This window comes from Kolteria novifilia (genome assembly GCA_007748055.1).
Taxonomy (GTDB): domain Bacteria; phylum Planctomycetota; class Planctomycetia; order Kolteriales; family Kolteriaceae; genus Kolteria; species Kolteria novifilia.
Map to the genome: position 1 here is coordinate 7150558 of CP036279.1, position 12513 is coordinate 7163070.

The following is a 12513-nucleotide window of genomic DNA, read 5'->3' on the forward strand; positions in this document are numbered from 1 at the left end:
CACCTTACTTGAGAGCCTTGGCGATCGTATTCGCGTTGTGCCGAACCATTCCCTCGTACGTTCCCTCCGGCGTTCCCGGAGTTCCCATGGCGTCGGAGAAGAGCTCGCCGCCAATCACGACGTCGTGTCCACGGGCCTTGCAGCCCTCGATGAGAGCTTGGATGTTCCGATCGCTGACACTCGACTCGATGAAGACCGCCTTGATCTTGTTCTTGGTGAGGAAGTCGACGAGCTCGTTGATCCGTTTGACCCCCGCTTCGCTCTCGGTGCTGATTCCCTGGATTGCCATGACATTGATATCGTAGGCGCGCCCGAAGTAGGCGAAGGCATCGTGAGCGGTCACCAGGTAGCGTTGGGACTCGGGAACGGATTCGAGCAACGACTTGACGTCGGTGTGGAGCTGGGCGAGTTGCTCCTCGTACCTCTTCGCATTGACGGCGTAGTCCTCCGCGTGGGAGGGGTCGAAGTCCGACAGCGCCTTGGCGACCACCCCGGCCGTCTTGCTCCAAAGTTCGACGTCGAACCAGATATGCGGATCGAAACTCTCCTCTTCGGTTTCGAGAATCGTCTCGTGGGGAATCTCCTCGCTCACCGCGTAGGTGGGTTTGCGGCGTGCCATCTGGACGAAGACGTCGGCCATCTTCCCTTCGAGGTGCAGTCCCGAGTAGAAGATCATGTCGGCCGCCGAGAGTTTGCGAATGTCGCCTGGCGAGGTCTTATAGAGATGAGGATCGACCCCTTCACCCATGAGTTGTTCGACCTCGACGTGATCGCCGCCGACCTCGCGGACCACATCGGCGACCATGCCCGTCGTGCAGGCGATCTTGATGGGAAACGATCCGGAGAAGGTGCTGCCGCCCGCCGACGGCCCGGCGTGATCGGCCGCTCCACATCCCCACAACGCCCCCATCAGGGCGGCTCCGAGTACCCACCGAACGACATGCGGCACGAAACGTCTCCTAGGCAAAGCAACGGTCAACAAGGGTCGACCCCTGTTGTAGATCGGTAATTTGAAACGACCGCAACACATGTTTTTGGATAACCAAAAACATCTCTCTGTCGATTCTAAGAAGACCGACGACTCCGTCAAGCGGCATCGCCCTCACTCCCGCGTGGTCGACGTCGGGCGTTTCAGTAGGTATCTGTGGGAACAGGGCGATCTTCCAGAAGATGAAAGGTTTCGCGATGGCGTCGGCCTCGATGCGACGTGCACTACTCTCGGTCAGCGATAAGTCCGGGCTCGTCGAGCTCGCTCAAGGACTCCGCCGACATCAGGTCGAACTCCTCTCCACGGGGGGAACCTACCGGACGCTAAGTGAAGCGGGTATAGAGGTTAAGGAGATCTCCGAGCATACCGGCTTCCCGGAGATTCTCGACGGCCGGGTCAAGACACTTCATCCCAAGGTCCATGGGGGGCTCCTCTTCCGACGTGAATCGAGCGCCCACGTCGACGCGGCCCGTGAACACGACATCGATCCCATCGATTTGGTCGTCGTCAACCTCTACCCGTTCGAGCAGACCGTCGCCCGCAAGGGAGTCAGTTTCGAAGCGGCGATCGAGCAGATCGACATCGGCGGCCCTTCGATGATTCGGTCCGCGGCGAAGAACCACGCTCACGTCGCCGTGCTCACCGACCCGAGTCAATACGCGGAGTTCCTGGAAGAACTCGACCGCCATGGCGGCAAGGTCCCCGACAAACTCCTCGCGCGGCTCGCCCACGCGGCCTTCCTGCGAACCTCCCGCTACGATCACGCGATCGAACAGTATCTGGCGGGACACGCGGGCGAGGCCCAAGAGGATCTACCGCTCACCATGAGCATGACCTACGGCCAGTCGGCGACCCTTCGCTATGGAGAGAACCCGCACCAACGCGCCGCTCTCTACATCGATCCCGACTGCCTCTACGCGACCGCCGTTGGCGCCGAACAGATCCACGGCAAGGAACTCTCCTACAACAACCTGCTCGATCTCGACTCCGCTCTGTCGATCGTCCGCGAGTTCCGCGACCCCGCCGCGGTGGTCATCAAGCACAATAATCCCTGCGGCGCCGCCATCGCCGACTCCCTCGCGAACGCCTTCGCCAAGGCATACGAAGGAGACCCCGTCAGCGCTTTCGGATCGATCATCGGCCTGAACCGTCCCGTCGACCAAGCGACCGCCGAAGCGATGACCGAGCCGGATCGATTTGTCGAGGCGATCATCGCTCCAAGCTTCGAGGCCGATGCGGTCGACGTCTTGACCACGCGGCCGACGTGGAAGAAGAGTGTCCGCCTGCTTCAAGCCGGCGACCTCACGGCAAACGAGGACCAACGCCAGAAGTCGATGCGTCTGCGGCCACTCGAGGGTGGCATGCTCCGCCAATCGGCCGACGTCGGCCCGAGCGGCTTCGAGCAACGCAAACTAGTCACGGAGACGGCGCCGAGCGACGATCAGCTCAAGGATCTCGAGTTCGCCTGGACCATGGTCAAGCACGTGCGCAGCAACGCCATCGTGCTGGTCAAGGACCAGGCCCTCGTCGGCGTCGGCGCCGGTCAGATGAGTCGCGTCGATTCGGTCCGCATCGCGATCGAGAAGGCGGGCAACCGAGCCGTCGGCTCGTCGCTGGGCTCGGACGCCTTTTTTCCTTTCCGGGACAACATCGACTTGGCGGCGAAGGCGGGCATCGCGGCCATCGTTCAACCCGGCGGCTCCAAGCGGGATCTCGATTCGATCCAGGCCTGCGACGAACATGGAATCGCGATGCTCATGACCGGGGTGCGACACTTCCTTCACTAGCCAACGAACTCGCCGGTCACGAGCGAGGAATTCCGTCGGAGAGGTGTTTCCCGAGCGCAAAAGGGGAGCGACATGCGACACGATGGCGGCGAAGCGGAACGTGATCTCGACTACCTCAAGGTCGTCGCCGCGTTTCACTATCTCGTCGGCGGGTTCGTGCTCGCCCTGGCTCTCCTCTTGACGATCTTCATCGTCGTCACCTTCACCATGGTCGCCGAAGATGCCTTCGCATTGCCGCACCACCGCGAGTTCCCGCTCGTGCTGATGTCGCTGATCTGGGGATGTTTTCTCCTCGCCGCCTGGTTCTTCGGCATCGCGACGGTCGCCTCCGGACGAGCCATGCTCCGGCTGCGCCATCGCGAGTACAGCATCGTGATCGCCGGGATCTACTGCACCCTCTTTCCCCTGGGAACGATCTTTGGCGCCTTCACGATCTTCGTGCTACTCAGGGACTCGGTCCGCCGTCTCTACCAGAGTCAACGCGCCGACGACGAACCCTCATCTCTCGATGACGAGTGGTAACCCAACCAGCCCCTCAAGGGGCCTCCTCCTCCGCGAGTACGGGATCCGATCGCTTCGCCCTCAACTTCGGCCGAAACCAACCGACCAGTAGTGCAAGCCCCAGCGCGGTCACCAAGGCGCAGGAAGCGGTCGCGACGACCATGGCGCCGTTGCGCGCGTCGCTCCCCATTCCCAGTGGATCGAGGAAGTGCCACTTGTGCAGGAAGAGAAACGAGAGCCGTTCCCAGGTGACCGAGTCATCCATCGACGTGGCCACCACTCCGGTCTTGGGATCGACGTAGAGTCGCCGGTTGTTGGAGGTCTCTAAGTCGACGCGGACCACGGGAATCCTCTTGTTGACGGGCGAGTACTCCCGAAGGAACGTCGGCAGTCGCTTCCCACCCCGAAGGGTCGCCACTTCAATGCCGTCGAGCCGCGTCGCGAGATCCTTCGCATGCGCGATGTCTCCCTCGTCGATGACCAATCCGCTCGTCGCGTGAACCAACTTCGGATTGGGGACGTTCTCCCTGCCGACGAAGGAGACGAGGTAGTGCGGCTCGCCCTGATGGACGACGAGTTGAAGGTCCCTCACCGGGCCAGTCTCCTCGGCCAGTTCGAAGACCTCTTTCGGTGACCGCTGAATCCCTGACACCGCGCAGCGCCGTTCCCCGAGCGGGAACCCGTGGAGTTGCGGGTCGAGCTTCTTCAGGGCGTGATAGCCACCACTGAACGCGAAGAGGAGCATGATGCCGGAAACCGACAACCCCGCAAGCCGGTGGAACTTACGGAGCCTCCCACGCGGCGTCCGAGCCTGAGCCCCCATGCCCAAGCGACGCCACATGAGGCCATAGACAAGCAATCCACTGAGCGCCCCGGCGAAGACGAAGAGACTGAAGGCCAACAGCATCGCGACGCGGCCAACCTCGGGCAGCCCGACAAACTCCCAATTGTGTAAGCACGAGAAGAGGCCCAAGAGGTTCCCACGGGTTCGGTCGACGAGCATGCCCAGCCGACCAGCGCGGGTATCGACGTAGGCTCGCATGTTGTCGTCGCGACCGAACAGGACGCGACGCGCGGGCAGGAACTGAAAGATGGGCCGATACTCCTGGTCGAACGAAGTGACCACGCCGACATCGGTGACCGAGGAGGTCTGGTCGCCGACGAAGTGGCGCGCGAGCAGTTCGGCGAAGTGGACATCGCCGTTGACCAACTCGTCGCCGGTCGCGGCGTCGAAGTAACGAGGCACCGTCGTCCCCGGAACGCCAACTTGGTAGAAGGTGCGATCCTCAATCGGGACAAGGCTTGCCCAGGTGATCTCCTCGACCCCTTGTTTCTCGAGAGCCTCCCGTAAACCGATCGTCAACTCGGACGGTTCGACCGGGCGTTTCGGAAAGCTCTTCTGAGCCGGCTCGGGGCTGAGCCACCCCATTACCGGATGCGCGATGCCGCTCACGGTCCATGCCAGAATGGGCACGCACGCCACCAACCCGATCCACCGATGGGAACGGTACAGCAAGGATTTCATGATCTACTCCGACGACAACGAGAATGATCGATGGTCACGAGAAGGGGCCTGGGTCCCGATGGACGAAAGGTGTCGTCCCATCCACCGAGGAATCCCACGCCGTCTTGACGGACGTCGATGGCCTTAGAATCCTTCGACGATCTCATTGCCCGCTCGCGTCGCGAGCGCCCGCCAGATGACCGAATCGATCGAGTCTCCGACGAAGCGATTGCTGCCGTCACAGAACAGGAGGTGCACGCCACCGGGATGGCGGCTTCGGGCCGCTTTCCAGCCGTACGACCATGCGGCGATGCAGTCGGGGAGCTTGTCGTTGGGAAGCCGGTGGTGGTTGTACTGGGCCGAATCGAACCGGCCGAGCGACCACGCGTAGTTGCGGTTCTCGTACCAGTCGCCCGAGGGATCACACGCCGTCTCGTCCAACGGATTGACACCGGTCGGAACCCGAATGTAGTGGAAGGCGTTGTCGCCGGTTCCGCTCGCCAACGCGCCGGCTCCCGATCCGATCATCGACTCGCTGTAGAGCGCGGTTTTGGAGAGCCCGTCGGAGATCCCGCTGAACCTCGTGGACGAGGTGGAATAGATCACGCCGTCGGTATTGGTCGAGGCACCGCCACCGGCTCCCGAGCCGCTGTTGGAGACGTAGCTACCCGGACGCCACAGCGGATTGAGGATCTGCGTGCCATTGGGATCACTCGGACAAACGAAGAGGCCGACGCGCGTCGCCGCGACCGTCGCGTTCTCGGCGGAAGGATCACCGGAGGGAGGCGACTGCCGGATGCCGACGTCGAAGTTGATCTTGTCGTAGAGGTTGATCATGTCGAAGTAGGGAAGCGCTCGGGCCAGGGCGCTGTACGTGTATTCGTGCGTATAGCTGGAGTGAGGCAAACAGCCGTTGGCGTCGTAGTAGTTCTGCATCGCCAACCCGACCTGACGAAGGTTGTTCGAGCATTGGGATCGGCGTGCCGCTTCGCGGGCCTGTTGGATCGCGGGCAAGAGCAGGGCGACGAGCACGCCGATGATGGCGATCACGACGAGCAGTTCAACAAGGGTAAACGCGCGCTTCTTCGTGCGCATGAATGTTCTCCTGAGTATCGTTGTTCGATTGTGTGCGTGGATCATGCGAGCGCCAGCGTGAATAGATCGCGCCTGCGTGAGATTGACCGCGGGCTCCCACGCAAAGAACGCGTGGAGGAACTCAAGACGTGCCTGCCGGCCAGACGTCGGGCACTCATGCTCCATGGCTGCCCAGCAGCCGGGAGCACCCGGAGTTCAAGAACGGACACGTCGCGAAACGTGGGAGCTGACGAACCAAGAGCGAGGCCAAACCGGCCAAGCCCGACGACAGACCTTCGCCGTGGGCGAGGGCGCGTCGCGGCATGAACCCGCGTGGGAACTCAGCTCTCGAATGGTCAGGAGATGGAGAAGCGTGGCGGTGGCGTGGGAGGACGGACGGCCATCAGAGACGCCGCCAGATCACGAGGGAGGATCAGGTCGCTCGGTGCGTTTCCAAGCGATTGACCGGCCGTCGTCGGTGGAACATCGACGACAATGAGTCCGAGCACATCCCCGGAAAACCCCTGGCACTTGGCCGCCTCAAGCGTCGCGACCAGCCGCGTCAGGGACTTCTCTCGATGACGAGTACATGAGGGACAAGAGTTCGACGGCGCGACGGGTTTCGGAGCCGCCTTCTTCGCCTTGCAACAACACGACGACGCCGGAGTCGCGGAATCGAGCTCGACGGTCGCGGGCTTGGGAGCGTGACTCGCACAGCAGCTTCGCGGTGCGGAAGGTGCCTTCCCGGCAACGACGATGCTCTTCGCCGCCGGTCTCCTTTCGCGATTCGATCTCCGCGCGGCCTCAAGGGCGATCGCGGGAACGGCGACATCGTTGGCTTTCGCCCAGGCGATCTTCTCTTCAATGGAGTAGCAGCAGCAATCACCCGCCCAACACTGGCCCGAGGACGAGCAACCGCAACGGCGGTACTGACAGGGATAGGGGATGGCGGCCGTCCCATTCGTGATCGCCGGTAGCGGCACGCCGATCGATCCGGCAAGAATGCCGGCGATCGCGAGTCCGACGAAAACGATCCGAAAAAGCGACGGAGCCAAGTGGATGACCCATTAGCTTGGTAGGGGCGATCGCATCAGAACCCTGTCGGCCATCGCGATCGCATGAAGAACAAACCGCCAGCGAATAGGCTAGGACGCGCAAGGCGATGCGACCAGTCCAGACCATTCAATCGCTGCAACTCGCCAAAGGTAACATCCCCATCACCAAGAAGTGAACGGAAACACTCAACCACCAAGGAACACTCCGAAACGAGCAACGTCCCCGCGTGCTCGCATCGGCATCAATCTTGAGCGAGGGTGATGCGATGCTAGGCACTATTTCAGGGCCGCACGCCCGTTCCGACGAAGCATTCTCCCGGCGCCACACTTTTTTCAACCCCAAACCCGCAACACCCAAGGCCAACCATAATAGCAACTTACATCACCGACCTGGAACTTGGCCCTCGATATCGAGGACTTGAAAAGGCTCTAGTGGCACACCCCTTGCAATCTAATAACGGCATCGGTTCCCCGGCCTCCCTCCCGCACCCAACACATCCCAGGCCCCAAGGGAGGGAGGCTTTTTAAAACCCCTTGGGCCCTTTCCTTTTCTCCTTCAATAGTCGCACCACTCGATCACCATCCAACCTCTTTATCGCCCCTTCACCTAGACGTTTTGTTCAGGCACTCTCTCGCGCGGCATGGGAAAGCGTCGTGCCATCCGTCCAGTCCAGTGTCCGACAGACCGCGCTAGCTTCCTCTTCGCGCGGAGAAGGCGTCTCCCTGCGCGTTCGCGCGCGATCAGTCGGACGGCGTCAATAGTGGGGATGCGGGAGCAAGTGGACCAACCAAGGAACACGGTGGTCGACAAGCTCGAGTAAGGCGACGAACACGGTTCCGAAGGAAAAGCGAACCAGACCGATCGATACCCTTTTTCAAGCCACCGCGAAGACCCGAACTTGCCGTGTCACTTCTACGTTTTTACAGGGAAATGAGGCATCAATCATGGGCGTGACTGCCTGGTGCTTGGGCGATCGCGACGCCTTTTGCGAGCCGCGTCCAAAGGGCCAACGACAAGCGAGAGGAAATTCTTTCCTTTCGTATCTCCTTTGACTGATGCGGGTTCTTGCTTGCCTCGACGAATCTCCGCAACCTTCCTTCGGCTAGAGCCCGACTTGCGGCACACCACTTGCGTTTCTTCTACGGCATCGGTTCCCCAGCCTCCCTCCCACCCAACACATCCCAGGCCCCAAGGGAGGGAGGCTTTCCCCCAATCACTACCGGCACGCGGGGTGACACGACGATGTCACCCCACGTGTTCTTTCCAATGACGAGTGACGTATTCGGTTCCATCTCTCGGCGATGCCCTGCCGGAGTCTCCATGCCGTCTCATGCTCACGCTAGCCTGAGCACGAACAAATGGCCTACCTTCGCATGAGCGAACGAGCCACCCGTGCGCGGGCAAGCTACGTAGCACCGCCGCCCCAACACGCCCACGTCGACGGGCCAACCTTGGCACTATCGACCAGGAAACATTGTTTCCACATTGCCGCGGAGGATCTGGCGCGCCAAGCCAATCGCCCGCTCTTCGCTCCAACCCCGCGCCAGGACGTAGTCGTTCGCCAGGACGCGCGACAAGCAGCGCCGGTACATGTTGAACTTCGGCAGCACGAACTCCAGCTTGTAGGCGTCGCTGTAGTAACCGATCTGCTTGTTGATCGGCACCGCCTCGATCCGCGCGCGGAGATCGGTCTCGATGTAGGCTGGGATGTTCGAATACCACCAATGGCCGTTGGTGGTGACGTTGGGAAAGATCCACGAGAACGCGACCAGCTCTTGGTTCTGATTGCTGGTCAGCACCGAGATCGGAAAGGTCACCGCCTTCTTCTCGTTGAAGAGTCGATGGTACTGATGTAGCGAGGTCCGTCGATCGAAGAGATCCTGCCCCTGAAAGACCCCATCGGCGTAGACGCCACGAATGACGCCGATCATCAGGTCGAACGGCAGTGTGAACTCCTCGCAATAGTCCGCGAGCATAAAGAAGACGGCGTTCGAAAGCGTCCGCGCTTCCTCGGGCGATGCGTCTCCCTGGATCACCTTGTCGAGGGCCCTGGAAGCCTCGCTCTCAGCGGGACGCATGGGAGCGAAATCGGGCGGCAACGAGATCGCGCAAGCGCGGGCGCCGCGAGCGGTGAACCGCTCGAAGAGGGCACCAATCCCCTTCTTTAACGACGCGATCGTACTCGCCGATTCGCCGGACGATGCTTCAAAGCGATTGCGGACCGACTCCTCGCCCAGCTTGAAGACCAGCTCATCCGTGCGGAGGCATGGGATGTAGCGTTTGGTATCGAACCCCTCCAGCGGATCGTCGAAGTCGTTGGTCAGGAAGATCCCTTCCAGACGGGTCTTCTCGAAGACGGTCTCGACCCAGTCGGACTTGGCCAACGTCGACTCGGCGGCGTCGAAGAGCCTTCGGGCGTTCTCGGGCGTGACCTCTTCGGCTTCGAAACCGAAGAACGTGCTCGCGAGTTCGACCAGCCAAGAGTACTGGACCGTGTTGCGAAGATGACCGAGATGGGTCGCCAATTGTTCGATCTGATCGAAACCTTGATTGGTCTCGATCTTGTCCTTGGGCAATCCGGCGGAGTGGGCCAACTCGGTGTAGTAGTGGTAGCCGAGGATGTCGTTGAGACTCTTCGCGACCGGAGCGTGCGGGTTGATGTGCGAGTGTGGGTCAATCAGCGGGATCTTGACGAATTCCTCGTAGAGCCGCTGAGCGAGCGTATCCATGAGCGATACCTTCCTGTTCGGTGATGCGATAGTCAGATGGAAATGATAAGAATTCGCGGCCGACTTGCCCTACTTCCGAGGCGGCATCCAGCCGCGTAAACGGACGGATCACCAAAGGCAGTCATCGCGGCGCGGGAAGACCTGGGCACCCCGAGCATCAATCCATCAAGGGAGCGGCATCACGTGGGTGATGGGACCGCTACCGCGGCCGGAGGCAGAGGAAGTCCTGATTGCAGGAGATGCGATAACCACCGCCGGGTTGGCGGAAGTTCTCATCCAGGAGGGTTCGCAACTCGTCGAGCGTCGGCATCTCCAGGTGGTCGGGGATGCCGTAGGAAAGCACCACTTGCGCGATCGCGCATGCGTCCTCGAACGAGGCGGCATCGATGTGTGACTCTCTGGTCGTCAACGTGCTTTCGAAATTGATCTCAGCTTCGCGCCGCAACGAGTCCCGCAGTTCCGAGACATCTTCCGGACTGCCACCAAAAGACCGCAGAAAGTTGCTGCATTGCGACCGCGGACTCTGGAGCACGACGACGAGCATCCCGCCCGGACGTACCCACCCCAACAGCCGACGAAGAATCGGGAGGCGATCGGCCCGATCGATGTAGTAGAAGACATGACAGCAGAGGACGAAGTCGGCGATCGCCGGCCCGAGCGGAGCACCGCCGATCGTCTCCCGGAGAACGCTCGCGTTGGGACAGTTCCGCTCAAGCTCCCGACGAAGATCCCGATTTGGTTCCAGCGCGATGGTCGTGCGGAACATCTCCGCCAAGGCGCCGGTGATGACACCCGATCCGGCACCGACATCGAGAAAGACCTCGCGCTCGGGCATCGACGCTAGTTGACCGCGGAGCCAGGCGATCGCTTTCTTCTTCTGGTCCGTGCTCTTCAGGAAGGTTCCAAAGGCCTTCTTGTATTCCGGGGAGTCAAACGCGAGGCGATCCAGTCTCGCGGACATTTGTGCAGAAGCATGCATCGTACACCTACGCCAATCCTTCGTGTCATCGCTCGTCTACATCCTCTCTTACTACGACGGAAGAGAGGTTGCCGTTGGCCCCGCGACGTCCGACCGGTAGACTCGGGAGGATGGGTGACCGACCAACGACGCCGCCCTCTTGCGGCGACGAGTGGGCCATGGGAAAAGGTTCCTCGTCGTCTCGGCGGCACACGACGGCGATGTTTTCGCCCGAGTCGCTCACCGAAACGTACCGGCCGTCCACGAGTCAGCTCCATGCCGGACCGCCGTGATCCACCTCCTCGCCCTGGAGATTGTCATGCAACAGTTCGCCATTGTTCCGGAACAAGCCGATCTCGACCGCCTCGATCGCCAGTTCGATTTCATTCCCTGCGAACCGACCGCGCCAAGCACGCTGTCGGCCGACAAGATCTCCCAGTTCAACGAGCAGGGCTTCCTCACCGGCATCACGATCTACAGCGCCGCCGAGATCGACCAGATACGCTCCTACTTCGACGCCCTACTGGAGCGCACGCTCGCCGAGGGAGGCGACGCCTATTCGATCAGCTCCGCCCACCTGCGCCATGGTCGCGTCTTCGATATCTTGACGGAACGCCGGATCGTCGCGTGTGTCCGCGACCTCTTCGGCGACGATGTGGTGGGATGGGGATCGCACTTCTTCTGCAAGCTGCCCGGCGACGGCAAGACGGTCGCTTGGCACCAGGATGCGAGCTACTGGCCCCTCACGCCGACGCGGACCGTCACCGTCTGGCTCGCCATCGACGATGCGGACTGCGAGAACGGCTGCATGCAGTTCCTTCCCGCATCGCATCGGCACGGACATCTCCCCTACCGCGAGAGCGATACCGCCGAGCGAAATGTTCTCAACCAGACCGTCGATGCCGTCGAACGCTTTGGCGAACCGTCCAACTGCGTCCTCAAGGCGGGCGAAATCTCGATCCACTCGGACCTACTGCTGCACGGCTCGGGAGCGAACCTCTCCGAGAGGCGTCGCTGTGGTCTCACGCTCCGCTACTGCCCCACGAGCGTACGCGCCCACCTCGGCTGGAACGCGAAAGGGGTCGTCGTCTCCGGTTCGGACTCATCGGCCCATTGGGCCAATCCAAAGCGGCCGACATCGGAGTAGGGCCCCACAAGCCAACGACTACCCCGCTGGCAATCGCGATCATTCCGCGACCGCTCCCCCTTTCCACACCATCGAAGCGCCTCCGACGACGCAAGTAGCGACGAATCCGAGGGCGAACGGGGCCCCTCGGTTCGAGTTCGAGAGCATGTTCACGACCCCAAAAAGCCCGAACGCCAAGAGCGCCACGCCCAGGATCCGAACGGTGTATGGCCGCGACGCCGGCACGAGGAACGCCAGCGTTCCGCTCCAACAGAGCATCGCGAGCCCGAGAAAAAAGGGCAACGCGACCGCCCGTTTTTCCTCGGGGACCATCCCGATGATCGGCAGGAAGCCGATCCCGATGAAAATCAATCCGATGCCATAGATCCAGTGCTTGATCGGGACCGTTGGCCGGCGTCTGCGCCGCTTTCTCTTTCGATTGGGCTTTGGAGCCGGCTCGCTTAACCGAAGCGCGGGGGGCTCGCCAGCGACGGGAATGCGATCGTCGCAGCGTTTGCAGGGGATTCTCTTTCCGGCCAGTTTCTCGGGAACTCGGTAGCGGGCACCACAACCGCCACACTGAACGCGAATTGGCATGAAATCACCTACCGACCGGGCGGCCCCAGCATCCTCGGCGCGGACCCACGCATCACGCTATCTCACCCATGAGGAACGCCAATGAGTGTAATAAAAAGGCAGGCGGCAAACAAACGGCTACGATCGGGAACGTGTTCGAAGGTCGGGGATATCGGCGAGTTGGTAGTCGCCACCGGACGAGTGCCATCACCCC

10 protein-coding genes are annotated in these 12513 nt (G+C 61.6%); 3 read left to right on the top strand and 7 right to left on the bottom strand.

All coding sequences use genetic code 11. The features are described from left to right. Positions 1-4: 4 nt before the first annotated feature. Positions 5-949, bottom strand: a complete 945-nt coding sequence (locus tag Pan216_RS26225; protein ID WP_419193020.1) for a metal ABC transporter solute-binding protein, Zn/Mn family — start codon at positions 947-949, stop codon at positions 5-7. A gap of 251 nt (positions 950-1200) precedes the next feature. Here Pan216_RS26225 and purH point away from each other — a divergent pair, with 251 nt between their 5' ends. Beyond that, the gene (gene purH, locus Pan216_RS26230; RefSeq protein WP_419193021.1) at positions 1201-2775 is read left to right on the top strand and encodes a bifunctional phosphoribosylaminoimidazolecarboxamide formyltransferase/IMP cyclohydrolase; all 1575 of its coding nucleotides are present in this window, start codon (positions 1201-1203) and stop codon (positions 2773-2775) included. A gap of 72 nt (positions 2776-2847) precedes the next feature. Continuing rightward, positions 2848-3297: a hypothetical protein gene (locus Pan216_RS26235; protein WP_145262908.1), complete on the top strand. Its 450-nt coding sequence runs from the start codon at positions 2848-2850 to the stop codon at positions 3295-3297. A gap of 13 nt (positions 3298-3310) precedes the next feature. On the opposite strand, the gene Pan216_RS26240 is transcribed toward Pan216_RS26235, so the two are convergent. The 5 genes from Pan216_RS26240 to Pan216_RS26260 form a co-directional block, all read right to left on the bottom strand. Next, entirely contained in the window at positions 3311-4801 is a 1491-nt protein-coding gene (locus Pan216_RS26240; RefSeq protein ID WP_145262909.1) for a PepSY domain-containing protein, read from the bottom strand. A gap of 123 nt (positions 4802-4924) precedes the next feature. Continuing rightward, positions 4925-5875 (bottom strand): DUF1559 domain-containing protein, encoded by a 951-nt coding sequence (locus Pan216_RS26245; protein WP_145262911.1) that lies wholly within the window; start codon positions 5873-5875, stop codon positions 4925-4927. Between the two features lie 335 nt (positions 5876-6210). Next, positions 6211-6909: a hypothetical protein gene (locus Pan216_RS26250; RefSeq protein ID WP_145262913.1), complete on the bottom strand. Its 699-nt coding sequence runs from the start codon at positions 6907-6909 to the stop codon at positions 6211-6213. 1458 nt (positions 6910-8367) lie between these two features. Further along, the gene (locus tag Pan216_RS26255; protein ID WP_145262914.1) at positions 8368-9639 is read right to left on the bottom strand and encodes a glucuronate isomerase; all 1272 of its coding nucleotides are present in this window, start codon (positions 9637-9639) and stop codon (positions 8368-8370) included. Positions 9640-9838: 199 nt separating this feature from the next. After that, positions 9839-10600 (bottom strand): class I SAM-dependent methyltransferase, encoded by a 762-nt coding sequence (locus tag Pan216_RS26260; RefSeq protein ID WP_419193022.1) that lies wholly within the window; start codon positions 10598-10600, stop codon positions 9839-9841. Positions 10601-10916: 316 nt separating this feature from the next. Between Pan216_RS26260 and Pan216_RS26265 the strand changes: the two genes are divergently transcribed. Further along, positions 10917-11744, top strand: coding sequence for a phytanoyl-CoA dioxygenase family protein (locus Pan216_RS26265; protein WP_145262918.1), 828 nt, complete (start codon positions 10917-10919; stop codon positions 11742-11744). Positions 11745-11783: 39 nt separating this feature from the next. Here Pan216_RS26265 and Pan216_RS26270 read toward each other — a convergent pair whose 3' ends face one another. After that, on the bottom strand, positions 11784-12320 hold the full coding sequence (locus Pan216_RS26270) for a hypothetical protein (RefSeq protein WP_145262920.1): 537 nt from the start codon (positions 12318-12320) through the stop codon (positions 11784-11786). Positions 12321-12513 lie beyond the last annotated feature (193 nt).